Annotated in this window: 19 protein-coding genes; 9 read left to right on the top strand and 10 right to left on the bottom strand. The window is 63.5% G+C overall.

Features of this window, described 5'->3' with window-relative positions:
- The first annotated feature begins 6 nt into the window (after positions 1-6).
- From ISP20_RS19700 to ISP20_RS19685, 4 genes are read left to right on the top strand one after another with little or no spacing between them, the layout of a single operon-like run.
- A complete protein-coding gene (locus ISP20_RS19700; RefSeq protein ID WP_204637847.1) occupies positions 7-753 on the top strand; it encodes an SDR family oxidoreductase in 747 nt (248 codons plus the stop codon).
- Positions 754-766: 13 nt separating this feature from the next.
- Positions 767-1,624 (top strand): fumarylacetoacetate hydrolase family protein, encoded by an 858-nt coding sequence (locus ISP20_RS19695; RefSeq protein ID WP_204637846.1) that lies wholly within the window; start codon positions 767-769, stop codon positions 1,622-1,624.
- A gap of 50 nt (positions 1,625-1,674) precedes the next feature.
- Entirely contained in the window at positions 1,675-2,994 is a 1,320-nt protein-coding gene (locus tag ISP20_RS19690) for an enolase C-terminal domain-like protein (protein WP_204637845.1), read from the top strand.
- A gap of 3 nt (positions 2,995-2,997) precedes the next feature.
- Complete coding sequence (locus tag ISP20_RS19685; protein ID WP_204637844.1) at positions 2,998-4,143, top strand: alpha-hydroxy acid oxidase; 1,146 nt, start codon at positions 2,998-3,000, stop codon at positions 4,141-4,143.
- On the opposite strand, the gene ISP20_RS19680 is transcribed toward ISP20_RS19685, so the two are convergent.
- Together ISP20_RS19680 and fucP are read right to left on the bottom strand one after the other, a co-directional pair.
- The gene (locus ISP20_RS19680; protein ID WP_204637843.1) at positions 4,144-4,494 is read right to left on the bottom strand and encodes an L-rhamnose mutarotase; all 351 of its coding nucleotides are present in this window, start codon (positions 4,492-4,494) and stop codon (positions 4,144-4,146) included.
- On the bottom strand, positions 4,491-5,792 hold the full coding sequence (gene fucP / locus ISP20_RS19675) for an L-fucose:H+ symporter permease (protein ID WP_204637842.1): 1,302 nt from the start codon (positions 5,790-5,792) through the stop codon (positions 4,491-4,493). The genes ISP20_RS19680 and fucP overlap by 4 nt, the downstream gene beginning before the upstream one ends.
- 188 nt (positions 5,793-5,980) lie before the next feature.
- Here fucP and ISP20_RS19670 point away from each other — a divergent pair, with 188 nt between their 5' ends.
- The 3 genes from ISP20_RS19670 (at position 5,981) to ISP20_RS19660 (ending at position 7,677) form a co-directional block, all read left to right on the top strand.
- A complete protein-coding gene (locus ISP20_RS19670; protein WP_204637841.1) occupies positions 5,981-6,760 on the top strand; it encodes an IclR family transcriptional regulator in 780 nt (259 codons plus the stop codon).
- A 78-nt stretch (positions 6,761-6,838) separates the two neighbouring features.
- On the top strand, positions 6,839-7,264 hold the full coding sequence (locus tag ISP20_RS19665; RefSeq protein WP_204637840.1) for a YeeE/YedE family protein: 426 nt from the start codon (positions 6,839-6,841) through the stop codon (positions 7,262-7,264).
- Positions 7,261-7,677 carry a DUF6691 family protein gene (locus tag ISP20_RS19660; RefSeq protein WP_204637839.1) on the top strand — a complete coding sequence of 139 codons (417 nt, stop codon included), beginning with the start codon at positions 7,261-7,263 and terminating at the stop codon, positions 7,675-7,677. The genes ISP20_RS19665 and ISP20_RS19660 overlap by 4 nt, the downstream gene beginning before the upstream one ends.
- Before the next feature lie 55 nt (positions 7,678-7,732).
- Here ISP20_RS19660 and ISP20_RS19655 read toward each other — a convergent pair whose 3' ends face one another.
- Positions 7,733-9,973: a pentapeptide repeat-containing protein gene (locus tag ISP20_RS19655; RefSeq protein ID WP_204637838.1), complete on the bottom strand. Its 2,241-nt coding sequence runs from the start codon at positions 9,971-9,973 to the stop codon at positions 7,733-7,735.
- The gene (locus ISP20_RS19650) at positions 9,925-13,524 is read right to left on the bottom strand and encodes an NHL repeat-containing protein (RefSeq protein ID WP_204637837.1); all 3,600 of its coding nucleotides are present in this window, start codon (positions 13,522-13,524) and stop codon (positions 9,925-9,927) included. Before ISP20_RS19650 ends, ISP20_RS19655 begins: the two co-directional genes overlap by 49 nt.
- Positions 13,525-14,076: 552 nt before the next feature.
- On the opposite strand from ISP20_RS19650, the gene ISP20_RS19645 reads away from it, so the two are divergent.
- The gene (locus tag ISP20_RS19645) at positions 14,077-14,664 is read left to right on the top strand and encodes a hypothetical protein (RefSeq protein WP_338031036.1); all 588 of its coding nucleotides are present in this window, start codon (positions 14,077-14,079) and stop codon (positions 14,662-14,664) included.
- A gap of 81 nt (positions 14,665-14,745) precedes the next feature.
- Positions 14,746-15,027, top strand: coding sequence for a R body protein (locus tag ISP20_RS21670; protein ID WP_239536191.1), 282 nt, complete (start codon positions 14,746-14,748; stop codon positions 15,025-15,027).
- Between the two features lie 75 nt (positions 15,028-15,102).
- On the opposite strand, the gene ISP20_RS19635 is transcribed toward ISP20_RS21670, so the two are convergent.
- From ISP20_RS19635 to ISP20_RS19610, 6 genes are all read right to left on the bottom strand, one after another.
- Entirely contained in the window at positions 15,103-16,968 is a 1,866-nt protein-coding gene (locus tag ISP20_RS19635) for a glycoside hydrolase family 2 protein (protein WP_204637836.1), read from the bottom strand.
- A gap of 44 nt (positions 16,969-17,012) precedes the next feature.
- Positions 17,013-19,397 carry a GH92 family glycosyl hydrolase gene (locus tag ISP20_RS19630; RefSeq protein WP_204637835.1) on the bottom strand — a complete coding sequence of 795 codons (2,385 nt, stop codon included), beginning with the start codon at positions 19,395-19,397 and terminating at the stop codon, positions 17,013-17,015.
- A gap of 142 nt (positions 19,398-19,539) precedes the next feature.
- Positions 19,540-22,713, bottom strand: coding sequence for a TonB-dependent receptor (locus ISP20_RS19625; protein WP_204637834.1), 3,174 nt, complete (start codon positions 22,711-22,713; stop codon positions 19,540-19,542).
- 765 nt (positions 22,714-23,478) lie between these two features.
- Positions 23,479-24,177, bottom strand: coding sequence for an antibiotic biosynthesis monooxygenase family protein (locus ISP20_RS19620; RefSeq protein WP_204637833.1), 699 nt, complete (start codon positions 24,175-24,177; stop codon positions 23,479-23,481).
- A gap of 51 nt (positions 24,178-24,228) precedes the next feature.
- Complete coding sequence (locus ISP20_RS19615) at positions 24,229-25,230, bottom strand: alpha/beta fold hydrolase (protein WP_204637832.1); 1,002 nt, start codon at positions 25,228-25,230, stop codon at positions 24,229-24,231.
- Positions 25,231-25,378: 148 nt separating this feature from the next.
- Entirely contained in the window at positions 25,379-25,840 is a 462-nt protein-coding gene (locus ISP20_RS19610; RefSeq protein WP_204637831.1) for a DUF1579 family protein, read from the bottom strand.
- Positions 25,841-25,889 lie beyond the last annotated feature (49 nt).

Here is a 25,889-nt window from a genome sequence, read left to right as displayed (position 1 = left end):
CCGTGCATGAGCGGCCGCCTGTCCGGCAAGCACGCGCTCGTCACCGCCGCGGGAGCAGGCATCGGTCGCGCCACCGCGCTCGCCTTCGCCGAGGCCGGTGCCACCGTGCTTGCCACCGACATCCACGAGGGCAACCTCGCATCGCTTGCGGCGAGCCATCCCTCAATCCGCACGCATGTGCTCGATGTCACCGACGACCCGGCGATCCAGGCGCTGGCCTCGTCCACGGAGCGCATCGACGTGCTGTTCAACTGCGCCGGCTACGTGCACGCGGGCACCATTCTCGACACCGATGACGCCAGTTGGCGACGCTCGTTCGCCATCAACGTGGACAGCATGTTCCATCTGTGCCGCGCTGTGCTACCCGGCATGCTGAGCCGCGGCGCGGGCAGCATCGTCAACATGTCGTCGGTCGCTTCGAGCATCAAGGGCGTGCCCAATCGTTTCGCCTATGGTGCGACCAAGGCGGCCGTGATCGGCCTGACGCGCTCCATCGCCGCCGATTACGTATCGGCTGGCATCCGTTGCAACGCGATCTGCCCGGGCACGGTCAAGACGCCGTCACTCGGCGAACGCGTGCGCGCCCTCGGCGGCGACGAGCAGGCCGCCTGGCAGAGCTTTACCGCGCGTCAACCGATGGGACGACTTGGCACGCCCGAGGAAATTGCCACGCTCGCCGTGTATCTCGCCTCCGACGAATCGTCCTTTACCACCGGCACCATCCATGTCGTGGATGGCGGCTGGTCGAACTGATGGAAGCCACTGCATGAAACTTTGCCGTTATGGAGAACGCGGCGCGGAGAAGCCGGGCCTGATCGATGGCGACGGCGCCCTGCGCGATCTGTCGGGCGTGATCGACGACATCGGCGCAAGCGTGCTCGCCCGCGACGGCCTGCGCCGCCTGAAGGCGATCGATCCGTCCACCCTGCCCCGTGTCGATGGCACGCCGCGTTTTGGCGCGCCAGTGGCGCACGTCGGCAAGATGCTCTGCGTGGGCATGAACTACGCCGACCACGCCGCCGAAACGAACGCGCCGGTGCCCGAGCAGCCGGTGCTCTTCATGAAGGCCACCACGGCCATCGGCGGCGCCAATGATGCCGTCGTCATTCCACGCGGCTCGGTGAAGACCGACTGGGAAGTGGAGCTTGGCGTGATCATCGGCGAGGTCACCCGCTATGTCGACGTCAACCAGGCGCTCGACCATGTCGCCGGCTATGCGGTGATCAACGACCTGTCCGAGCGCGAATTCCAGTTGGAACACGGCGGCCAATGGGTGAAAGGCAAAAGCTGCGACACCTTCGGGCCGATCGGCCCGTGGCTGGTCACCAAGGATGAGATTCCCGATCCGCAGAAGCTCAACCTGTGGCTCGAAGTGAACGGCCACCGCTACCAGAACGGCAACACGCGCACGATGGTGTTCGGCGTGGCGCAACTGGTGAGCTACATCAGCCGTTACATGACGCTGATGCCGGGCGACGTGATCAGCACGGGGACGCCGGCCGGCGTCGGCCTGGGCCTGCATCCGCCCACCTATCTGAAGCCGGGCGACGTGATCGAACTGGGTATCGATGGACTGGGCCGGCAGCGACAGGACGTACTCGCCTATCCCGCATCGTTCGCCTGAACGCCGCCCGTTTTTTCTTATTGAATCCCCGGCACCGGAGGCCGGCCACGATGGTGAAGATTACCGCCCTGGAAACGTTCGACGTGCGCTTTCCGACGTCGCTGGCGCATGACGGCTCGGATGCCATGAATCCCGATCCCGATTACTCCGCCGCCTACGTCGTGCTCAAGACCAATGCACCCGATGGCCTGGCCGGTTACGGGCTGGTGTTCACCATCGGGCGCGGCAACGACGTCCAGACCACCGCGCTGGCGGCACTCCGTCCCATGGTGGTCGGTCGTGCGGTCGACGATATCGTCAACGATCTCGGCGCATTCGCGAGGCAGCTCACCGGCGATTCCCAGCTGCGCTGGCTCGGCCCCGAGAAGGGCGTGATGCACATGGCGATCGGCGCAGTCATCAATGCCGCATGGGACTTGGCCGCGCGCATGGCGCACAAGCCGGTCTGGCGTTTCATTGCGGACATGACGCCCGAACAACTGGTCGCCCAGATCGACTTCCGCTATCTCACGGATGCGCTGACGCCCGCCCGGGCACTCGAGATGCTTCGAGCGGCCGAACCGCACAAGCAGGATCGCATCGCCCAGCTGGAGAGCGAAGGCTACCCTGCCTATACCACCTCGCCCGGCTGGCTCGGCTATTCGGACGAAAAGATGCAGCGCCTGGCCAAAAAAGCCGTGGCGGACGGTTTTCGCACCATCAAGCTCAAGGTCGGCCTGCGCATGGAGGACGACCTGCGGCGCTGCCGTCTCGCGCGCGAGGCGGTGGGTCCGGACATCGCCATCGCGGTGGACGCCAACCAGCGTTGGGACGTCCAGACGGCTATCGAATGGCTCAAGCCGCTGAAGGACATCGGCCTGGCCTGGGTCGAGGAACCGACCAACCCCGACGACGTGCTGGGCCACGCGGCGATCCGGCAAGGCATTTCGCCCATCCCCATCTCCACCGGCGAGCACGGCCAGAACCGGGTCCTGTTCAAGCAGCTGCTGCAGGCGCAGGCGGTCGACCTGATCCAGATCGATGCGGCGCGCGTGGGTGGCGTGAACGAGAACCTGGCCATCCTGCTGCTGGCCGCCCACTTCGGTGTACGCGTCTTTCCCCACGCAGGCGGCGTGGGGCTGTGCGAGCTGGTGCAGCACCTGGCCATGGCCGATTTCGTGGCCATCACGGGCAAGAAGGAGGATCGTGCGATCGAATTCGTCGATCATCTGCACGAGCATTTCGTGGAACCGGTAGCGATCGCGGAAGGGCGCTACCTGGCGCCCACCGCACCGGGGTTCTCCGTGCGCATGCACGACGCCTCGATCCGCGACCATCTGTTTCCCGGCGGAATCGTGTGGAAGAACGCTCCCAAGACAGCGGTGGGATAAGCCATGAAGACGCCCGTGACAAATATCGCCGACCTTCGCGAGATCGCTCGCCGGCGGGTGCCCCGGGCCTTCTTCGAGTACGCCGACCGCGGCTCGTACGATGAAACGACACTGCGCGAAAACCGGCGCGCCTTCGATCGCCTGCAGCTGCGCCAGCGCGTCATGCAGAACGTGGATCATCGCTCACTGGGAACCACCATCCTCGGCGCGCCGGTCAGCATGCCGCTCGCCATCGCGCCGACCGGACTGACCGGACTGCAGCACGGCAGCGGCGAGATCCTCGGTGCGCGCGCCGCGGCCGAAGCGGGTATTCCGTTTTGCCTCAGCACCGTATCGATCTGCTCGATCGAGCAGGTGCGTGCCGCCTGCGATACGCCGTTCTGGTTCCAGGTCTACGTGATGCGCGACCGCGGCTTTACCCGCGAGCTGATCCGCCGCGCCCGCGCCGCGCAATGCTCCGCCTTGATGCTGACGGCCGATCTCACCGTGCAGGGCCAGCGCCATCGCGAAATCAAGAACGGCCTTTCGGTGCCGCCCAAGGTGACGCTGCGCAACCTGTTCGACATCATGAGCAAGCCGCGCTGGGTCTGGAACGTGCTCAAGGCGCCGAGCCGTTCGTTCGGCAATCTGGATGGACGCATTCAAGGGGCCGACAGCCTGACTACGCTGGCGCAATGGATCGCCAACCAGTTCGATCCCACGCTGAACTGGAATGACCTCGCCTGGATACGCGAGGAATGGCCGGGCAAGCTGATCATCAAGGGCATCCTGGATCCGCAGGATGCGCACCTGGCCGTCGAACACGGCGTCGATGCCATCGTGGTTTCCAATCACGGCGGCCGGCAGCTGGATGGTGCGCCCGCCACCATCGATGTGCTCCCTTCGATCGTCGATGCCGTCGCGGGCCGCACCGAAGTGCTGTTCGACAGCGGCATCACCAGCGGCCAGGATCTGATCAAGGCGTTGGCACTGGGCGCGCGCGCCGGCCTTATCGGCAAAGCCTTCCTCTACGGACTCGGTGCCCACGGACAGCAAGGCGTGACGCAGGCGATCGAGCTGATCCGGCGCGAGCTGAGCGTCACCATGGCCTTGACCGGGCAGCGCGACGCCACCCGCATCTCACGTGACATCCTGTGGCGTAACGGCTGATCAGTCGGCGCATTCGGCCAGATCGAAGATCCGCTGCATCGGCACCCACTTCTGCCCTGCGCCGGACCACGGCAGCGGTTGCTGGAACTTTGACATAAGGTTTTCCCAGGCCTGCACGCGCTCGCTGGCGGCATCGGCGCGAGCCTTCGCGTCGGCATCGAAATCCGGCGCCACTCGCATCAGCATGACTAGCCGGGTACCCGTGCGGAAGATCTGCATGTCCTCGATGCCGGCCTGGCGAATCGACGCCACGATGTCCGGCCAGATGTTCTCGCGGCGATGCCAGTGTTCGTATTCGGCGATGAGCGCGGGATCGTCGCGCAGGTCCAGTGCCAGGCATTGCCAGCTCATGCCGGCACCCTCGCCGGCGCCCGCTGCCATGCCTGTTGTGCGAACAGGAAGATCGCCACGAAACACAGCGCGGGAACCAGCATCGCGTGCGCGATGCCGACGCGATCCGACACCACACCCATCACGGCGGTGAGCACGGCGCCGCCGACGATCGACATCACCAGCAGGGCCGCGCCGAACTTCCGCTCGTCGTCGCTCCTGCCTTCCACGCCCAGCGCGAAGATGGTCGGATACATCACCGACATGAAGAAACTCGATGCAACCAGCGCATAGACGCCCTCACGCCCCGGCGCAAGCGCAGCCATGGCCATCAGCAGCACGTTGATCAGCGCGAACCACGCCAGCACGCGCGACGCCTTCAGGCGCTTCATCAACGCCGCGCCGGCAAAACGCCCCACCATGAAGCAGACCAGCCCGGCCGTGACGAAACCGGCCGCCGACTTGTCCGCCGTGCCCGGCAGGGTCGCCTCCGCATAGCGGATCATGTGACTGAAGATCGCCACTTGCGCGCCCACATAGAAGAACTGCGCCGCGACGGCGCCCAGCAGCCGGCCATCGCGCAACAAGCGCCTCAGCACGCCCCGTTCGAGCGGCACCCCTTCCTCGCGGACGCCCACCGACGGGAATCGCGTCAGCACGATCACCACCGCCCAGAAGATTACCGCCAGGCCGATGATCAGGTAAGGCAACTGCACGGCGGCGGCCTCACTCTTCATGAAAGCCTCGCGCGCACCTGCACTCATGGCGGCGAGTTCCGCAGGCGTATGCGTCACGCCATCGAAAATGAATTGCTGCCCGATCAGCACGCCAGCGATCGAGCCCAGCGGATTGAATGCCTGCGCCAGATTGAGCCGCGCCGCAGCCGATGATGCCGGACCCAGCAGCGTCACATAGGGGTTGGCCGAGGTCTCGAGGAAGGCCAGTCCACACGCGATGACAAACAATGCGGCGAGGAACATGCCGTAGGTTGCAAACACCGCCGCCGGCCAGAACAGGAGTGCCCCCGCGCCATACAGGCACAATCCCAGCACGACCGCCGACTTGTAACCGTATCGCCGCATATAGGCGCCGGCGGGCAGCGCGACGACGAAATACCCAAGATAGAACGCGCTCTGTACCAGCGCGGCCTGGAAATCGGACAGCGTGAAGGTTTTCTTGAATTGCGCTACCAGCACGTCATTGAGGTTGTTCGCCACGCCCCAGAGGAAAAAAAGACTTACGATCAGGGCAAGGGGCAACAGCGGAACTTTGTTGCGAAGGCGACCGCCCGCCGTGATCGGCGCGGCTTGTGGGTGCATGAATATCATCCTCCGGCCATTGGCGAGCGCCCGCCCATCTGCACGGGGCGCAACATTTGTGCAAATATGAACTTATAGTTTATATGTACCACAAGCTGCGGCGCAGCATGGCAGGGGCGAGACCGCGGTTTTCCTCGGATGGTCCGCCCATGGGCTGCATGACGAGCCACTCAAAATCACGGACGCTTATGACTGCTGAGTCTCCCAAATACCGCGCTCCCGCCCTCGACAAGGGATTGGACATCCTTGAACTGCTGGCCCGCGCTGTCGCACCGCTGACCATTGCGGAGATCTCCGAAGGCGTCGGCCGTTCGCGCGGCGAAATCTTCCGCATGCTGCAGGTGCTGGAAGAACGCGATTACATCAGCCGTCCGGATGGCGAAGGCCGTTACTCGATCACACCGCGACTGTTCCGGCTGGGCATGGAACAGCCGCCAGTCAAGAGCCTGGTCGAAACCGCCCTGCCCATCATGCACCGGCTTGCGGAGGACATCGACCAGTCGTGCCATCTGGTCGTTCCGTCACAGGAGCAGATCGTGGTGATCGCGCGCGTCGATCCGCCGGGCGAAATCGGCCTGGTCGTGCGCGTGGGCCATCGCCGCCCGATCTCCCATTCCGCGTCGGGCTATGTGTTGCTGGCGTGGCAGGACGACGCCACGCGCGAACGCTGGTTCAGCATGATGATCGCGCACGAGCCGCAGTTGCAGCGCCCACCGATCGAGACGGCGATCCGCGACATCCGCACGGCCGGCGTCGCCACCATTGCGAGCCAGGTGGTCGATGGCGTCACCGACATTTCCGCGCCGGTGATGCAACACGACCGGGCCATCTGCGCGATCACCATTCCCTTCATCGAACGGCGAGGCTCCGGCATGACCATGGCGAGCACCACCAGGTTGCTGGTCGACGCGGCGAACGAAGTATCCGGGGCGCTGGATCATCGTTCCACCTCGTCGCTGGACAACTGAGGCCATAGCGAACGCTGGTATTCCGGCGATGGCGGGGCCTATATTCGCTGCATCGCACAGACGAATAGGCATGCCGGCATGCATCCCTGGATCTCGTCCCTGATGGGCGGCGTCATGATCGGGCTCTCCGCGGTCTGGCTGATGGCGGCGCTGGGTCGCATTGCCGGTATCAGCGGCATTGCCAGCGGCCTGTTGGCCGGCGCGGGCGATCGCGAATGGCGCATCGCTTTCCTGATCGGCGTCGTTGCGGCGCCATGGCTGCTACTTCTCTTGCGCGGCGAGAGCGTCATCGGCGCCCCGGTGGTTTCCTTGCCCTGGATGGCGGCAGCGGGCGTGCTGGTCGGTTTTGGCACGCGGCTCGGCGGTGGCTGCACCAGTGGCCATGGCGTGTGCGGCGTCGCCCGCCTGTCACGACGCTCGCTGCTGGCCACGGCGCTTTTCGTGGCCGCTGCCATGGCCACTGTGTTCGTCATTCGACATCTGCTGGGAGGACTCGGCACATGAAGATGGTGACTGCGTTGCTGGCTGGCCTGCTGTTCGGCTTGGGTCTGAGCCTGGCGGGCATGACCGATCCTGCCGTCGTGCTCGGTTTTCTGGATGTCGCCGGTGCCTGGAACCCTCGCCTTCTGTTCGTGATGGCGGGTGCCGTGCTGACCACGGCCATCGGTTACCGCTGGGTGTGGCGCGGTTCGAGACCGTGGTTCGACGACAGCTTCCGCGTGCCCGATGCAACGCGCATCGACCCACGTTTGGTGTTTGGCGCGTTGCTGTTCGGCGTCGGCTGGGGCGTCGCCGGCTATTGCCCCGGCCCCGCATTCGCGTCCTTGAGCGGTGGCTACTCGTCGGTGTTCGTGCTTGTGGCAAGCATGGCTCTGGGCTGGTGGCTCGGAGCGCGCGTACCCGCACGCTCCGCCTGATCAAGCGTGTGCCGCTCGCTCTCGTCGAGCCAGGAGCGTCGAGGCGCTGCCCTGCTCAGTACCTCCACTCCTTCGGCACCGGCCTCACGTAGAGCTGGTCGATACGGCATTGGCCAAGATGTCCGTCCGGACACGTGGTGGTGACGCCGGTCGTGTTGGTGTCCAGCTTGGTCTTCTCGTAAAAGAACGATTCACTCGCGCCAGTCTTGTTGTCGATGACCTTGATCTCGCCATCGCCGGAGGACAATTGCGCGCTGCTGAGAATCGCGTCCGCCAGCGAGGCCTGCGAAAAATCGGCGCCGGCAAGACAGGCCGAGGAGAAATCCGTGCGCACGTCTCGCGACCGGGACGTGCTGACGTTGGCGAAGGTCGCGCCCACCAGGAAGGCGGTGGAGAACGTCACGCCGGCCAGGTTGCGGCCCTGCACGCTCTTGAAATCGACCGCGGCGAGCATCGCGTTGGAGAAGTTCGCATCCGTCAGCGCCGCTCCGTCGAATTTCGCCGACGCCAGCCAGGCTTTGGTAAAGAGCGCGCTTACCAGTACCGCTTTGTCGAACGACACCGAGTCCAGCTTCGCCTCGGTGAAGTCGGCGCCTTCCAGGACGGCTTCATTGAACTTGGCCTCGTTGAGAATGCAATTGCTGAACATCGAGCGCTTCAACTGGGCGTGGCTGAAATCAGCCTTGGGAAGATTGAGGTTGGCAAAACTGACCTGCGGGAGGATGGCGTAGGTGGCGTTGAACCCCTTGACCTCCCCCGGCAGTTCGACGGTGATGGTCGCATCCGTTGCATCGACGTAGGACCAATCGGTGCCGAGGAAGCCCGATTTGAACGTCGCCTTGACCAGGCGCGTGCGCTCGCCGAGTGATCGACCCAAACGGGGCTTGCGCGCGTGAGTGACCTTGCCAGCCAGGTTGACGCGGGAGAAATCGGCGCCCCGCAGGCTGGTGTTGTCGAAATCGACGTTGTTCAGCACCGCCGGCCCGGACGCCAGGCAGAAGGAGACGCCGTCCATCTCCGCCTCCTGAAACGACACGTCGTTGAGCGTGGATTCGCCAAACACCGTTCGTGGCAGCCGACCGCCCTTGAACGAAACCTTGCTCAGGCGAGCGCCTGCGAATACCGCCTCCGACGCGGTCACGCCTTCGAAGTTCACGTCGGCTATGTGCGCCGCCGCCAACTTGCCGAGCGGCCCGAAGTTCGCCTTGGCGAGATCCGCGCCTTTGAACGAATTGTCCTTGAGCGTGCTGCCATTGAACGCGGCGCCCGCGAGCTTCGCCGCGTTGAAACTCGCCCCGGTAAGATTGGCACCGACGAACAGCGCTCCCGGCGCCACGATGTTGTCGAAGTTCACCGCGCGCATGCTCGGCGCGGGATAGGGGTCGATCGCACCGAAAGCCGATCCAGTGAGGTCGGACTGCTTAAACGACGCGTTGTCGAGTTTCGAACCGGTATAGGCGGATTGCGCAAGTTTCGCTGCGACAAAGCTCGCGCGGGAAAGATCGCATGCGCCGAAGATGGCGTGTCCGGCCGCGCCGTCGAAAACCGTATCCTCCATGGGCAACTGAAGGAAGAAGGTTCCATCGACCTTTGAGTTCTTGAACGAGGCCCTGGGCAGCTTGCAGTCGATGAACTGCGTGCCGTCCAATACGGCATTGTCGAATACCGTTGCGGTGAGGTCGAGCCCGCGCCATTCCTGCCCGACGATTCGCGCGCCGTCGAGGCGGACGCCCTTCAGCTGGCTACCGACGAAACGGCAGCCTTCGAACGTCGCGCCCTTGAAGTTCGTGTTCGTCACGATGGCCTTGGAGAAATCTGCCTCCTTGAAGCGAACGCCGGCGAAATCCACGCCGGAGAAATCGATCGTCACGCCGCCGAAGGGGGCGAAATCCGATTTGCCGCAGGAGCCGGCTGCCTTGATCGAGCTGATGCCCGTCGCCACCGATTCGAACGCAGGCATGGCACCGAGCTGCACCGAATCGCCGACGATGCCCTGGAACAACGACGCACCCGCGGTGAGTCGGCCTCCTTGCGGATCGTTCATACCTGCCAGCAATCCGTCCGTGGCGCGCAGATTCGGCCGCGGCATGAGATCCATGAACTCCTGGAAACTGAGTTCCTTCATCAAGCCGACTTGGGTGTAGACGCGCATGCGCTTCGCCTCCGCGTCGACCATGAACATGAAGCGGACCGTGTTCTGGGGCTGGCCCCACGGATAAATGCCGAAGATGCCTTCAAAAATGTACATCACTGCTTCCCCTTGCCGGCGCGCATCTTTGGCGGCGGCGGTAGCCACATGCTGACCGAAGGCTCCGTACGTCCGTCGGCACCGATCCAGGTTTCCCAATTGAGCGTGTACAGGCTGCGCGCCAGGTCGACCGCGATGCGCGCAGCCGCCACCCGTGGCGTGCTGACCAGGAAGCTGCCGTCGGGTTCGTAGATATCGACGCGGTACTGCTCGGGCGTCGAACCGTTCTCGTCGCATGCCAGCACGAACACGTAGCCCTTCGCCTCGACCGCGAGATCGAGATAGCGGGTCGACTGCGCCGCCGTGGCGCGTAGCGACAGGATCGCCGATTTCTCGCTGCTGCCGGCCTGCTTGAAGTACGGCACCGGATTGCCCGAGATGTCGAAGCACTGGATACGCCGGTTGCCTTCTTCGAGCACCAGCAGACGTCCGTCCAGCGCCACCGCCACGGCGCGGGGCAGTTTCATCAGGCCAACGCGTTCCCCTTCCCCGCTGTACATGCTCGCCATGGTGGCGCGGGTGTTCTCGCCGCCCTGCCTGGGCAACGACAGGATGTACAGCTTGGACGTGTCGGCACTGACGGCAACGGCATAGCCCTGCGGATGAACCAGGAAGCCGTCGACCGCGCGCGGAAAACGTCCCCAGCTTTGCTTCGAACCCGGTTCGAAGCGCGGCTTGGCGCCAAGCGACAGTGCGATACGCCGGATGTGATAGCCGCCCGCCAGGTTCTCTTTGGCATCGAACTCGCCCAGCGAGGGATCCAGATAATAATTCGCACCGCTGCCATCCTCGGACGAGCCGATGTCATAGGCGACGCCACAGGGCAAGGTGAAACCGATCGGCGTGACTGCGCAACCGGCCTCGGGATCTTCCAGCAGCGAGATGTTCTGCATCGCGAACATGGCTTCGTCGCTCGGTGCACCGGGCCGGTCGCGCGGCAGATTCAAGCCCGTCGCCTGCCAGGAATAGGCGAGCATGCCCGGACGTTGCGCCACGGTGATGCCACCCAGGGACAACAGGCGATGCCCCGCGTCGGGAGATACCGTGGTGATCGTCGTGGTGGGCGCCGGCCCGTGCTTCCAGCGGTGCTTGCCACCTTCATAGGCGAGCGCCTGGCGGTGCTGGTACACCGAGTCTTTCGACAGCGGGATCAACGCGTTCTTCACCGTCACATCGATATCGAGTGTCGCGCTGCCGTTCGCTCCCTTCGCGTCGATCCAGGAGGTCGCACCCAGCGCCGACTGCCAGCCGTTGGCGGCATAGAAGATCACGATGACCTTGATGCGACCGCCGGCCGCGATATTGAGAAACTCGAACGGCAACGGCTTGGACAGGGTTTCCGCTGGCAGGCGTTGCTCCTGCACCGGCAGTGCATTGCCCGCGTCGTAGAGCACCTGCACGACCATCCGGTCGTGGTGATCGGGGAACTTGTTGAAGGCCGGATCGGGAAGCACGCGGCCGCGCAGGTCGAAGGTGCGGGTCAGTTTCGTCGTGTAGTAGAACGGCGACTGCACCACGGCGGCGATGGTCTGGCCGAGTTGGAGCAAGGTCACCGCGGTATCGAACGCGAGGAAGGCCAGCCCGATCAGCGGAATGGAGCGCTTGGCCACGCCCTCGGCGGCCTTCTCCGCGAGGTAGATCGAAAGCTTCTTGAGCCCGAGCTTGGCCAGCGCAGGCAACAGCTTCGTGGCCACTGTGCCGGCGGCCTTGCCGGGGTCCTGCGACACCCCGATATAGCCCCCGGCGCCGCCGCCGATCAGGGCTACGCCCAGGGAGTAGATACCGTAACGGACTTTCGGATCCTTCATCATGTTGTTGATGAATTTCGAGTCGGTCAGCGACGAACCCTGGATCAGCATGATCACGGGAAGCGCCAGTTCCAGCACCGCCGTGCAGGTGATGCCGCAGGCGCAAACGGTGTCGTCGTACTCGCCGGTACCCAGGCCACCCCAATAAAGCTTCACCGAGGCGGCTTCAGCCGGCACCGGGATGTCGAGCGTGGTGGTCATCGGCCCCAGCGGAATGCCGAACACGTTGTCCACGGGCGCGAGGACATCGATGTATTTCTTGGTCGCGTGCTTGTCGAAATCCGGCGCGATGTTCAGCGGCATCTTCGACGACCACCCGGCCGGCGTGATGAGCTTCTCGGCGGCGTCGTAGAACTCGGCGTACGCACCCAGATGGCGCATCCATTCATTGATGACATCGACGCGCAGGTTGCCGTACTGGCCTTTGATCGAGGGCCGCGCACTCCACACCTTGCGCTCGAGCCCGCCGGGCTCGCGGATGAAAAGGTTGACGCTGGTCAACGCATCCGTCGTCGACTTCGAGGTCACCTTCAGGTCGACCGTCAGATCCAGGCGCAAGGCATCGAGCGAGAGAGCCACCGTGGCGAAATCGGCCCCGGATCGATTGCTCTGGTGCTTCGCCGCGAAGGTGGCCGTCTCGTCGTCCTTCAGTATTTGTGCCGCAAACGTGCCGGTCCACGCGCCTTCATGCGCCGCGGTATCCACGCGGGCGAACATGCGCCCCTCGGCCAGCGCCGCAACCGTTTCCGCATTCATCGGCACGGCGTCGTCGGACGACCAGATCTCCTTGATCGTCCAACCCCCTTCGCGAGGCGGCTGGAAACTCACCGAGCCGGTGCTCACACCGTTCATGCGGCTGAGCGCCTTCAGCGTCCAGCGCGACTGGTCGGCGCGAAGCACGGGACGCGTGGCGATCGCGGCCGCCTTGAGCGGTTTGTGCTCGTCGACGGTCTTGCCGTACTGCACGCGCCAGGTCTGCCCTTCGAGCTCCTGCAGCTGCTGCGAATACTTCAGCGCGAGTCCCATCGGTTCGGACATGAAGCGACGAACGCGTTCGTGCACCTCGATGGAGAAGACCGTCCCTTCCTTGTCGGTGACGACCTTGCCGTCATCGAGCAGCGGGACGCGCCGGGACCATTCCGGACCAAGATCGCGTATGGCGTTGAGCAGGTTGCGACCCCTGAACCGAAGCGCGCGACCGACGCACTGCTCCAGGATGATGGCCGGAATCTGGCCACCGTTGTCGCTGCTGAGGTTGATCAGCCCGGGATGCTGAAACAGCAGCGACGTGGCGGTTTCGAAAGGATCGATCAGATCGTGCAGGCTTTCCGGATCGAAGCGTCCGGGGCGAAGCAACGAACGCAACAACGTGCCGTCCACCGCGTCGTCGCCCAGCAGCCACGCCAGCTTCGGGTGGATATCGTCCATGCCGGCAGAAAGCAGGCCACGCCTCGCCACGCTCTCCTGCCGTCCCGTGCGCGGCACATGGACGGCCAGCGACAGGAAATCCTCCGTGGGCGAACCGTCGACCTCGGTGCCGCAGGCCAGGTAGGTCATCATCACCGAGTCCGAAGGCAGATCGACTTCGAGGTAATGACTGAACTGCGCATCGGGCAGTTTCTGCAACAGTGGATTGCCGACGCGTGCATCGGCCAGCGTCGAGCGCGTATGCGCATGCACCCGATGCGGTGTCATGCCAGCGTAATAAGTGAGAACCCGATCGCCCCGCTTGTCCTTCGATGCGTCGAAGTGCAGCAGATGGCGTTCCACAGCCGTGCGCGTCCGTTCCATGCCAGTCCCTGATTGCGCGCAAGCCGGCCCGATGCTGTACGCGCTTGCGTAAAGCAGCCTGAGCCAAACGATGATCTGCCCGCGCGAGCCCCCCTTCGGGCTACCTGCGATTGATGCGGCCGTCGCCCCTGTGCGATCGACCTGCTCGGCGTATGTACAGCCTTTGCCTTGGCATGTAAAGATTATTGAAGAGCGCATTCTTGCGAATGCGGTCTCGATTTTCAGCAGCGATGCGGCGTACTGCCGAGTCGCTGCATCAATTTGGGAATCAAAGGCGCCGCCCTAGCGCATGGCGACCTTCTCGGCACTACAACTTTTGGCCGATCATTCGCGGCGTATTGCCGTGCCGACCGATACCTATCGTCCAAATGTGGCTCGATACTTGTCGCATTTTATTCGGCTGCCAGATAATCAAGTCTTCGCGAACAACGTCGATAGCCTTTGCTTGAACGCCAGCCGCACAAAGGCATGTGGCGTTGTCCAACAAACGAGTGGTCTATGCCTTGCGCTATCGACAGATGAAACGACCATCAAACCAAGAAGGGGCCTTGAGTGAAGCGATACCTGATCGAACCCGAATCCCTGTCGATCAACGAACCGGATTCAACAGCTTCACCCAGCGGCGAGAACGCGGCACCCGGCCACAAGATCCTCTATCGAATCATCGATACGACCACCCGGCAGATCCTTCCGCCCGAGAGCGAGGACATTGATGTCGTTGCGAGCGCATGCGCGCAGCTCAATGAGGCTTACGAGAAAGCCGTACAGGAAGCACCCGAAGGCGGCGAACAAGCATCCAGCCTCACCTCCGACGCCCTTCCGGCCGACATCGTGCAGGCCATCGCGATCAGCAATGCCAAATCGATCGGCGAGCAACCCGCCATCCTCGCGAACCTTGCCTTGTCGCAGCAGATATTCAACCAGAACCTGCAACAGCAGAACGCGGTCAGCCATCAGCAGGCCTTGAACCAGATCAAGCTCGCGGTGGTCGCAAAATACATCGCCATGATCGACAGCGTCGGCTTTGGCGATGAGGCGGCCATCGAGAAGATGGGGGCGGAGATCGAAAAGTTGGTCCATCAATTGGAGCGCATCCTCGAAGGAAAGGCCGGCAAGAGCCACGCCGAGCAAGCGAACTGACGCGCCAAGTGGATGTGACGAAAATGCCCGGCCTGTTTCGTCGACCAGGCTGGGCTACCCCATACTTTAAGGAGAACCACCGTGGCTAGTATTCCCGAAGATGTCCTCAGCGCCGTCGCTGTCGCCAACGTCAAGGCGATTGCCGGACAGCCCGCCATGCTGTCCAATCTGGCCTATTCGAACGTGGTGGCCAATACCAACCTGTCGCAGCAGAACACCGTGGCCAACCAGCAGGCCATGAACGAACTCGGTATCACGGTGCTTGCCCGTGCCGCCACCACCATCGGCAACCTCGGTCCGGATCCACTGGTCGTGTATACGGTGAACGCCGCCAACGACAAGGCCGAGCAGACGCCGACCTGACCGCCGCCCGATCCGTCAATGCAAGTGGCGCGCCCTGGGAGCGCGAGGAACGGAGTGTGACCGGCGCGGAAATCCTCAGGGTTTTCCGCCGGCACGTATCGCCGCCTCATTGATCGCACGCACTTGGGCCTCGTCCACCTTTTCGATCTTGCGGTCGTAGGTGAACAAGCCGTTGTGCTCGCCCTCGACGTCGGTGATCTGCGTGTAGACGCTGCCGGACATGCCCTTGGCCACTCCCTTGTCACGCAGCACCGCGGTGTTGGCGACGTAGCCGGCGTTGAGCGCTTCGCGATCTTTCACCGCGCCGTAGGGATTGATCGGCGTGTTCGGCCATACGTGATCAGCCACGCCGAGCGTAAGACCGCCATGCTCACCGTCGATGGCAGCACGCTGGGCATCGGGACTGGGCAGGCCGGGGCCCTGGTAGTCGTGCACATCGATCACGTCGCCCACATGCGGATCGCCCTTGGTATCGCAACAATTGGCTCCGCTGCGCGCATCGACCAGGCGCGTGGGATCGAGCTGCTTGATCTGCGTGGCAAGTTCAGCGGCGGCCGGAATGCTCCATTGGCCCCAGCCTTCGTTGAAGGGAATCCAGCCGATGATCGACGTCTCGCCCTTGAGTTGCTCGACGATCGCGGCGACATCCTTGCGGAAGTGCGCCTTGTCGCCATCGCTGAGCTTGTCGTTGCGGCCGTTCGGCATCGCCGGCATGTCCTGCCACACCATCAGGCCGATGTGATCGGCCCAATAGAACCAGCGCGCCGGTTCCACCTTGATGTGCTTGCGGATGGTGTTGAAGCCCAGATCCTTGGTTTTCTGGATATCGAACTTCAGCGCCGCATCGGTAGGCGCGGTGTAGATGCCGTCGGGCCAATAGCCTTGATCCAGCGTGGCCAGCAAAAAGGTCGGCTTGCCGTTGAGCACGATGCGGTTCTGGCCGCCCACCTTGGCGATGGCGATGCGGCGCAGACCGGCATAGCTGGTCACTTCATCGTGCTGATCGCCTTGGCTGAGCGTGGCCTTGAAGGTGTACAGGAAAGGATCCTGTGGACTCCACAGGTGCGGATGCGCGATAGCCAGGTGCAACGCCTGGCCTGCGGGACCGCTCGCCTCGCCCACCGGTTTGCCATCGGCATAGGCCACCACATGCAGCGTGGCGCCCGCGCCGGAGCCATCGATCTTCGAGGTGACCGTAAATGCATCCAGGCTTTTCGCCGCCGTGAAATGCAGTTGCGCCAGACTCGTGGCCGGCACCGGCTCGAGCCACACCGACTGCCAGATGCCTGAGGCCGCGGTGTAGAAAATACCCTCAGGTTTCAGGCGCTGTTTGCCCACCATCACGTTGACGCTGTCCACCGGCGCATGCACGGCGACCACGATTTCCTGCGCGCCGTGGCCGCGCAATGCCGAGGTGATGTCGGCACTGAACGAGGTATAGCCTCCCTCATGCTTCGCCACCTGCGTGCCGTTGACGTACACGATGGCGTCCTGCGCCACCGCGCCGAAATTCAACCGCACGTGTTTGCCACCCGCGGTGAAATCGGCGGGAACCTCCACCGTGCGCCGATAGAACATGAAATCCGCATGCTGCTGCACGCCTGACAGCACGGACTCGATCGGGTAAGGCACCAGCACCTGCTGCTTCAAGGTCTGGCCGAACGGCGGCGCACCCTGCCCATCGCTAGTCACGTATTGCCATAGGCCGTTCAAGCTCATCCAGCTTGGGTGATCCAGCGACGGGCGCGCCAGTTGCGGACGCGGGTACTCGGGCAACGCGTTGCTTGGCGATACCTCGCTCGTCCAGGGCGTGGGCAGCGGCGCCACCTTGCCATTCCACACCGTGCCCTGCTCCGCCGCCATCGCGGTGGATGCGGCACTGATCGCGATGGCGCAGCTCATCAAGCGGCGAACGAAGCGTGCCCTGCTGTTTTCCGTCATTCCTGCTTCCTCATCAGACTGTGCGCTCGCGCTGTTGCGTTGCGTTACTGCGCTGCCGACATCGACGGCGGCGCATCGTGTGGATCGGCACCCCAGGCTTTGTTGGGCGCGGGCCCCATGGTGAGTTCGAGCGTGGCGCCGTTGGCGATATCGGCATGACTGAACCAGGATTTGTTCCACGGTTTGCCGTTGAGTGTGGCCGACTGGATGTAGATGTTCTGTGCCGAGTTGTTGCGTGCCACGACCTCGAACACCTTGCCGTTGCCCATCTGCAGGCGGACGCGGTCGAAGATCGGGCTGCCGATGATGTAGTCGGGCGTGGAGGGATCGACCGGATAGAAGCCCATCGCGCTCAGCACGTACCACGACGAGGTCGAGCCCTGGTCGTCCATGCCGGGATAGCCGTAGCCGCTGGCGTCGCTGCCATACATGTCGGCGAGGATACGGCGGGTCAATGCCTGCGTCTTCCACGGCTGACCGCCCCAGGCGTAGAGATAGGCCGCCTGTTGATCGGGCTGATTGCCTTGCACGTACTCGCCGATCAGGCCGGTGCAATCGCGGCAGATGCCCTTGGCGGTATACGGCGTGGAGAAGAACTTGTCGAGCTTGGCGTTGAACGCATCGCGCCCACCGAGCAGGTTCGCCAGGCCCTGCACATCGTGCGGCACCAGCCAGAGCGTGGACCAGCCCGACGCCTCCTTCATCATGAAGTTGTAGTACGGCTCGCCCGGATCGAACGGCGAAATCCACTTGCCGTCTTCCGTGCGGCCGCGCACGAAACCAACCGACGGGTCGAACACGTTGCGGTAGTTCGCCGCGCGTTGCGTGAACATCTTCGCATCGTCGGTCTTGCCGAGGCGCCGCGCGACATCCGCCAGGGCATGATCGTCCCACGCATATTCCAGCGTGGTGGCGGCACCGGCCTTGCCGCCCGCATAAGGCGGACTCGGATTGCCCGGCGGCACGATGTCCGAGATCCAGCCGTTCTTCATGTATTCGGCGAGATAGCCGCGCGGACCCTTGGGGTCGGTGGCGTTCTTGCGCAGATACTCATAGGCGGCGGCGTAATCGAACTCGATGCCGCGTTGCCACGCGCCGTCATAGAGGAACACCGCATGATCGCCGTGGAACGAGGTGTGCATGTAGCCGCGTTCGCGTGCGCGATCCAGTTCGGACCGCATGATGTCCTGGATCACCTTCGGTTCCAGCAACATCAGCAGGGTGATCTGGTTGCGCCCGGTATCCCAGAACGGCACCGGGCCGTAGCGGTCGTAACTGGCGACCTGGACCTTGCCGTCCGCACCGGCGAAGTGATCGCCCTTGCGCGCGACCAGGCGCGGGCTGGCGAACGAGTGATACAGCGTCGAGTAGAAAAGCATGCGCTGCTTGGGCGTGCCGCCGGTCACTTCGACACGGTCGAACAGCTTGGCCCACGCGGCGCGTGCCTGTGCGTGCACGCGATCGAAATTACCGTCCGCATCTTCGTCGCGCAGCCGTTGTTGGGCTTCCTCGGCGCTGTGGCCATGGGCGATCTTCACCAGCACCTGTTCGCCGGCCTTGGTGTCGAAGGTGACATAGGCGCCTGCGTAGCTGCCGGAAATGGTGCGACGCGCGGCCTGCACGTCGGCATCGCCAATGCCGTAGCCTTCGTGCTCATGATCCGCGTGGAAAGTGCCGAACGCGGTGAACGGTCGCGAGAATTCGGCCACGAACCACGGGCCCTCCGATTCCTCATCCTGACGCCCGCTGCCAGTGGTGACACCGCGAATGGTGCGGTCGCCGACCACTTCGACATCGCCGCCCCGCCGACGCAAGTTGACGATCACGTTCGAGCGATGGCTGGCCGGGAAGGTGAAGCGCATCAGGCTGGTGCGCTGGGTGGCGGTCAGTTCGACGCGCGTGTGGAAGGTCGCCAGATCCACCGAGTAAAAGCCCGGCGAGGCCTTCTCACTGGCCTTGTCGTAATAGGACTGCGAGTAATCCGGCGGCACCGTCCAGTCGCCGACCACCGGCATGATCATCGGTGCGGCGCGGCCGCCGTAGGTCGAGCCGCCACCGGTGAAACCGATCATGGTGGGATTGGTGTAGTAGTACGACATGCCGACGCCCGCGGGATAGCTGAGGTCGACATTGAGATTCACTGGTGTCGCTTCGGTCGCGCTTTGCGGCAGGGTCGCGCCGGGCGACGTCATGCCGGAGTACAGCGGCTCACCCGGCGGCGGCGAGTTGCCGATCAGTTCCTGCCGATCCAGCGGCGCGGTACCAACCAGGGGATTGGCTTCGTCCAAGGAAGAAGCAGGCTTGCCGCTTTGCGCATGACCTGCGCCGGTGCAGCCGATGGCAAACACCGAGACCGCCATGGCGGCGACGGCGTAGCGTTGAACGATCGCCGAAGCGCGACGACGAAGACCTGCGAGAGACAGCTTCATAGTGGATTCCCGAGCGCTGGGGAGGCGCATCCATGTCGAGTCAGGCAACTGCCCTTCCGCTTCGCCCGCAAGGAGAAGCGGAAGGGCCGTGGATAATGCGGTCGCGAGGCCGGGCACGCGGCCCGGCCTCGCCATGACACGATCAACCGCCGTCGCCGAACTTGTAGGTCAGGCCAACGTAGTACTGGCGGCCGGCATATTCGAGCTGATATAGGCGCGCCGTGGTATCGCCACCCAGGTACTGGCGGGGCGTGGACTTGGTCAGATTGATGATCGACGCCGTCACCATCAGGTGCTTGGTGAACTCGTAGTCGCCGTTCAAGTCGATCTGGTTGTACGGCTCCGTGTAGATCGGCAGGCCGGACGACAGACCCTGCATGGTGCGGCCCGTCCAGTTGCTGGTGGCACGCAGCAGCAGGCCGTTCTTTTCATAGAACAGCGAGATGTTCGCCGCGTACTTGGCGCTGCCGATCAGCTCTGACTTGCCCACCTGCGTATCGCCCAGCGAGACCGGCGTTTCGTTGGTCTTGTTGAGCGTGTAATTGGCGATATAGCCAAAGCCCATGTCGAACGTATGTTGCGTGTACAACTCCACGCCCTTGGAGGTGCCGGAGCGGCCGTTGGCGTTGGTGCTGTACTGCATGAACGGCGTCGGCGTGCCGTTGACGTCCACCGTCATGTTGTTGACGGTCACCGGCACGACGAAGTTCTTCACCTTCTTCTGGAACAGATCGACGCCCACCACCGATTCGGGCGCGTAGTACCACTCGCCTGCCAGGTCGAACTGGGTCGCCGTGAACGGCTTCAGGTCCGGATTCGCGCCGCTGCCGTACCAGCCCGGAAGCGGTGCACCGAACTGCTTGCGGTCGTTGTAATACTCCTGCGTGTTGTTGGTGAGGCTGCCCAGCTGGGCTAGGTCGGTGTAGTTGGCGCGGGCCAGCGCCTGCGAGCCCGCGGCGCGCAGCACGAAGTTGTCCGCCACGGTCCAGGCCACGTTGAAGCTCGGCAGCAACTTGTTGTACTGCTTGTGCGACGAGGCGTTGGAGAACGTCTCGATCACCGACTGCTCGCGCGGCAGATACTGGAAGTCGCCCGGTGCGCACGGGCCGCCAGCAACGTTCAAACCCGTCGCCGGACAGATCAGGATATTGCCGCCGCCATCGTGGTAGTACACCGCGTTGTTGGTGGTGATCTCATCGGCGACGGTGAGGTCCTGCTTGGTGCTGACGAAGCGCAGACCCACGTTGCCGCGCAGCGAGCCGGTGTCGAAGTTCGCCTGCACGTACGCTGCCGAGATCTTTTCCTGGATCGACGACTTGTCTTCCGGATGGTTGAACAGCACCCGGTCATAGGTGTTGTTGAGGTAGTTGTAGTAGGCCGGGAAATTGATCGCCGGGAAGATGCTGTCGTTATACGCCTCGGTGTTGCCGTCCATCGAGCCGGGCTGCAGGAAGCCCGCCGGCAACTGGCCGGCATTGGGATCGCAGGTCTGGAACTGCAGCTGCGTGCCCTTGCAGTACCAGCGCAGTTCGTTGTTCTGCTGCTCGGCGTGGTTGTCGCGGTACTTCACGCCGAACTGCAGCGACTGCATCCAGCTGTCTTCGAAGGCCCAGGTGAAATCGGCCTGCGCGAAGTTCTGCGAGGTGCTGGTGTTGACCATGTTCGACCCGGTCGAGCCCAGATCGACCTGGCCCTCGCCTGCCAGCATGTTGCGCAGCACGTCGGGCGAGGCGTTGAGCGTCGGCTTGCCGTTCAAAGTCCACGACGCGCCGTTGCTGCCATCCACCCACTGGCCGTTGACGAAATTGCGCGGCTTGGCGGCCATGCCCAATTCCACCGACGGACCACCGGTGGCCCAGGTGCGGCCCACGTTGAACGAACCGCTGAGCGCGCCGCCGTTATCCCAGTCGCCTTCCAGGTTGATGGTCTGCGAGGTGGCTTTCTCGACCGAGTAATTGCCGGTGGTCCACGGAATTTCGGTGGAGCACACGTCGACGGGCTGGCGTGCCGCGCCAGTGACGGGATTGGTCAGCGAATTGCAACCGGTGCCGGCCGGCGGCAGCACATAGTTGGCGCCGGTGACGACGGTATGCGACGGATCGAAGGTCAAACCATTGGGCGCGAGCAGACGGCCCTGCTGATTGGCGTAGGTGTCGGTGGGCAGGCCCCATTCCGGCACTTCCAGCGTATTGGTGATCTGCGTCTGCTGGCGCTGGAAGCGGAAGTAGTTGCCGGTCATCAGGAAATGATCGGTGGGCTTGAACTGCATGGTGGCCTGCGCACCCTTGGTGGTCAGGTCCAGCTGGTTGCGGCTGGTCGCGAACTGCTGCGGCATCCAGTAGCCCGAATAGCTCTTGCCGCTCTGGTCGGTGACGCCGCCGCCGGGCCACAGCGCCAGATTGGGCGCGACGTCCGCGCCGTATTGATGCCCGTGCACATCGGTCGGTTGCGCGGTGCACGTCGTGTAATCGGTACAGTCGTTCGACCACCAGTGCCAGCTCGACGCATTGGCCATGTAGTCGACGTCGCGGCGCTTCTGGTACGAGCCGGCGACCAGCACGCCAAAGGTCTCGTCCTTGTTCTTCCACGACCACAAGGCCGAGCCCTGCGGGGTGACCTTGCCGCTGTTGTCCGAGCCTGCCGCGTTGAGCGACACGAAGCCATCGTTCGCCTTCATTTCCAGCGGGCGGCGAGTGCGCAGATCGACATTGCCGCCAATGCCGCCTTCATCCAGGCGCGCTTCGAGACTCTTGTACAGCTTGATGTCGGAGAACATGTTGGCCGGCATCAGCGTGTAGTTGAACGAACGCGAGAGTCCGGCCGACGTATCGGCCGAGGCCACGTAGTTGCCGTTCAATTCGGTGAGCGTCAGCTCGGGCGCCAGGCCGCGAATACTCACCGTCTTGCCTTCGCCCGATTCGCGCGTAATCACCACGCCCGGCACATGCGCCAGCGCGTCGGCGATGTTCTTCGCCGGAAACTGCGCGATGTTCTGCGCGTTGATCACCTCGACGATGGAATTGGAATCGCGCTTGTCCTGCATGTTCTGGTCGACCGACTGGCGGAAGCTGGTGACGACGACCGCATCGAGGGTCTTGGCGTCTCCGCTTTTCTCCTTGTCGGTTTTCTTGTTCTGGTCGTCCTTGGTCGCCGCTGAGCCATTGGCCGCCTGCGCGGGCGGCGGCGTTGCGGTCGGCGCCGCTGTCTGCGCGAACGCAGGCATGGATAGTCCAAGGCTGCCGCCCAACGACAAGGTCGCCATGGCGAGTGCGGCATACAACGGCTTGCGCGTGAACACGTGTGGCAGGTAAGTCATCTTTGTCGATTCCCCTACTTGATATGCGCCCTCAAGGAGTTGGCGCGGTGATCCCCCGTTTGATCACTGCTGCAAATGCGCGATCGATCGCGCAGGCGTGCTCTCCCTCTCTTGAATTGAATCGATCCAAAATTCCCGAAACAGACAGGCCATCGGCCCGTCAACAGCGAATGCTGCTAAGCCTCTTTGCGTTCCTGGAAAACTTCGGCGGTGTCCGCGCTAAAGCAGCACATGCTCGACGAGGAGACTGCGGCGGCTGCGGGACAAGCGCGGTCGTGGGTTCCCGCCGGCGCGGGCACATAAACGACACAGGAATTCGTGGGCACGGAAATGCGGGCGGTATGTGATGCCATGAGACGGCTTCTCTCCCTCAATCGGTTGGTGGGAGGTAGCGGCATGCCGGAACGCCCCTGAAGCGCGCCAGCCACCCCTCTCCTCCCAGCCCAAGCCCAAGTCCGCCAGTTCCTTCGCTTCCGCGAGATCACCAGTATCACTCGAGGCTTGGATCGATCTAATCCCCTGTGCGCCGCATTAAGACGCTGAACCCGCAAGCTGTCACGCTGCGGCGCAAAAAAAAGCAGGGCGAAGGCGATGCGGTTCGTGTGCCAGACCTGGCGGACGGAGAGCAATTACGTCGGTCGAGCCATACAAAAGCGGCCACGGTCGGCCCAATCTTTTGTAGGCGCGCCGGAAATTGAGCGTGGCCAACCCAGTCGCGCGGCTCCCTGGCGTCCAACGCCGCATCAACTTGTCTCGCGCGGACTTTTAGCGCGGCGGATAAAACTGCGGCGCCTCGCGTCGATCGTGCAGGCTGTAATCCCTGAAGACGCGCACGGCATAGATCCCGGCGCCCGTGCCCCACTGCGACCGGGCAGCGACGGCAAAGGCATCTGCCTCCTCCTGGGTGCGCCAGGCGTTCACGATGGCGACGCGCCCGTGGGTGCCGATGTGGTCGAACACCTCGTGCTCGACTGCATGGGGAGTGCCGCGGTAGTGATCCGGCAGCGTTGTGTCCGGCGCATCTCGTGTGTCGACAATGGTCAGCGCCTGGCATTCGCCGATCCGCGTGGCGTCGTGGCGCATCCAGCCGACCTGGCGGTCGGCGAACCGGCCGGAAACCACGGTGACCTCGCCGACGCGGATGTGGTAATCGTCGAGCACGCCCTGCCGCCCTTCGCGTTGCGCGTCATGGTGCTTTTCCACGGTTCTCCAGCGGACGAGTGCCTTTTCGTCGTCCCATAGCGACAGCGAGAGCAACCAACCCGGTCGCGAACGGCTGCGGAATCGCTCGTTCTCCAGAAAGCCAGGCATCGTCACGAGACGGGGACGGAGGCCGCCGGCAATGCTCAGGTAATCGTCGCCGCGCTCATCGTCCGGCCTGACTTCGAACACGACCGCGAACAACGAGCGACTGTCTTCCTTTCGCTCAAACTGGTTAGGCGGAGTTACGTCATTGGGGTTCATGAGCTACACGCCATGTCGTGGGAGTCGGGGAGTTTCCTTGCCGAAGGCACCTCAGTGCCCCATGGATTCCGCAGCCTGCACAAAGGCGTTGACGCTCTCGTAGAGCGAGCGTCGAGCCTTCTCCAGATGCATCACGTGCGTGCCGTCGTCGATATGAAGTTGCCATCGCAGTGGGCTATGCACGAAGCGACTCAGGAACGGCGCGGCTGTTTGGTCGTTGACGATGTTGTCGTAGCTTCCGTACACCACGAACACCGGCACGCGCACGTCGGCAGCCCGGTACGGGTAGATGCCCAATCGCGCATCGTGAATATCCGCCGACGGCCCGGAGGGAATACGCAGGACACCCGCCGCGTCGGTCGGTGCGTGAGGTGCGGATTTACTGAATGCCGCAGCCCAGTTCTGCTCGACGGCCGGCTCCAGCAGATGCAGATCAGGCGGCAGCATGCTCTTGTAATGCAGTTGCTCCAGCCGCTCCGGCGCCGTGATGCTCCACCACGCGCCATAGTCGTCCTGCTCTTTGGACGCACTCGCAATGGGCACGATCGGGCCGAACAGGGTGAGCGAGACCAACTCGCCGGAATGCATGGCTGCGAAACGCGCGGCCGGCACGGTTCCCCAGGAGTGGGCAACCACGTGAAGCGTGCTGATGTTTCTCTCGGCATGCAGATAGTCCACCGCCAAGGCGATTTGCTCGGCAGCCTGCGTCCCACGCATTACCGGCGGCGCGTCGTTACGATCGCCCTGCATGGCGCGAGGCCGGCTTGAATCGCCGAACCCGAGGAAATCGAGGCCGCAGGCCAAATAGCCGTGCCGCGCGGCAGCATGCAGCCAGGAGTCGCCCGGTGCGAATTCAAAGCCACTGGCCAGGCGCGTTGGAAAACTAGCGCCATGGATAAACAGGATGGCCTTGCCCGATCCCTTTTCAGGCGATACGCAATGCAACGCCAGAAGCTCACCTCGAGTCCCCGGGATGTCCAGCAACGTGGTTTCGAGCGCGGCCGGCTGTGGATTTGCCGAAGCCGCGAGGGTCAAAAGCATCGATACCAGCATGGCGTAAGGCCTGTTCTGAGTGAGCACCCATCGTAGCGATGGGATGCTCGCGTCATTTCGCTGTCGAACGAAATGTGCAACAGCGACAGACACGAAATTCAGTCAGATGAATGGCTCTGCATCACCACCGTGCAAAGAGGCCACGGCTTTACACGCGCCGGAGCGTCGACCTGGCGACCACCATTGGCTCGTTGGCACCCGGCGGCGTGAAATCCACCGTGTAAACCAGCCCCTGCTCGCTCAATTCGAGTTGCGTGCGACCTACTCCGCGAGGCGTCGACTTGACCAGTTCGAGGCAACCGTCTTTCCAGCCGCCTCGGGCGGGATCGACCGGCGGAAATCCGTAGTCGTCGAACAGGAACCACACGATCGACCCCGTCGACGGATCGACACTTATCACCCCGTGGGCTTCGAATCGGAACGACCCATCGCGAACCTCACGATAGTCATGAATCATGTGAAACCCGCTGTGGGCCATCCTGAACTTCCACGCACATTGCGTCGGCCCGGACGGACCCCATGGGTTCGGATAAACCTCGCCCTCGCCCGTCCAGTCGCCTTCCAGCGGACGCAGGCTGTCATGCAATTCGGTGGGCATGTTTTGAGGCATGCAGGCTGTCTCTTGTGTGGTCGGGGACGGACAAGGTATCCATATCCCC

It is taken from the genome of Dyella kyungheensis (assembly GCF_016905005.1).
GTDB lineage: Bacteria > Pseudomonadota > Gammaproteobacteria > Xanthomonadales > Rhodanobacteraceae > Dyella > Dyella kyungheensis.
The sequence above is the reverse complement of the archived record's forward strand: the minus strand, read 5'-3'. Positions and strand labels throughout refer to the sequence as shown.

What these genes read in the sequence shown, in the direction of transcription:
- ISP20_RS19700 (WP_204637847.1), top strand. Translation starts at nt 7, where the DNA reads ATGAGCGGCCGCCTGTCCGGCAAGCACGCGCTCGTCACCGCCGCGGGA.
- ISP20_RS19695 (WP_204637846.1), top strand. Translation starts at nt 767, where the DNA reads ATGAAACTTTGCCGTTATGGAGAACGCGGCGCGGAGAAGCCGGGCCTG.
- ISP20_RS19690 (WP_204637845.1), top strand. Translation starts at nt 1,675, where the DNA reads ATGGTGAAGATTACCGCCCTGGAAACGTTCGACGTGCGCTTTCCGACG.
- ISP20_RS19685 (WP_204637844.1), top strand. Translation starts at nt 2,998, where the DNA reads ATGAAGACGCCCGTGACAAATATCGCCGACCTTCGCGAGATCGCTCGC.
- ISP20_RS19680 (WP_204637843.1), bottom strand. Translation starts at nt 4,494, where the DNA reads ATGAGCTGGCAATGCCTGGCACTGGACCTGCGCGACGATCCCGCGCTC.
- fucP (WP_204637842.1), bottom strand. Translation starts at nt 5,792, where the DNA reads ATGCACCCACAAGCCGCGCCGATCACGGCGGGCGGTCGCCTTCGCAAC.
- ISP20_RS19670 (WP_204637841.1), top strand. Translation starts at nt 5,981, where the DNA reads ATGACTGCTGAGTCTCCCAAATACCGCGCTCCCGCCCTCGACAAGGGA.
- ISP20_RS19665 (WP_204637840.1), top strand. Translation starts at nt 6,839, where the DNA reads ATGCATCCCTGGATCTCGTCCCTGATGGGCGGCGTCATGATCGGGCTC.
- ISP20_RS19660 (WP_204637839.1), top strand. Translation starts at nt 7,261, where the DNA reads ATGAAGATGGTGACTGCGTTGCTGGCTGGCCTGCTGTTCGGCTTGGGT.
- ISP20_RS19650 (WP_204637837.1), bottom strand. Translation starts at nt 13,524, where the DNA reads ATGGAACGGACGCGCACGGCTGTGGAACGCCATCTGCTGCACTTCGAC.
- ISP20_RS19635 (WP_204637836.1), bottom strand. Translation starts at nt 16,968, where the DNA reads ATGACGGAAAACAGCAGGGCACGCTTCGTTCGCCGCTTGATGAGCTGC.
- ISP20_RS19630 (WP_204637835.1), bottom strand. Translation starts at nt 19,397, where the DNA reads ATGAAGCTGTCTCTCGCAGGTCTTCGTCGTCGCGCTTCGGCGATCGTT.
- ISP20_RS19625 (WP_204637834.1), bottom strand. Translation starts at nt 22,713, where the DNA reads ATGACTTACCTGCCACACGTGTTCACGCGCAAGCCGTTGTATGCCGCA.
- ISP20_RS19620 (WP_204637833.1), bottom strand. Translation starts at nt 24,177, where the DNA reads ATGAACCCCAATGACGTAACTCCGCCTAACCAGTTTGAGCGAAAGGAA.
- ISP20_RS19615 (WP_204637832.1), bottom strand. Translation starts at nt 25,230, where the DNA reads ATGCTGGTATCGATGCTTTTGACCCTCGCGGCTTCGGCAAATCCACAG.
- ISP20_RS19610 (WP_204637831.1), bottom strand. Translation starts at nt 25,840, where the DNA reads ATGCCTCAAAACATGCCCACCGAATTGCATGACAGCCTGCGTCCGCTG.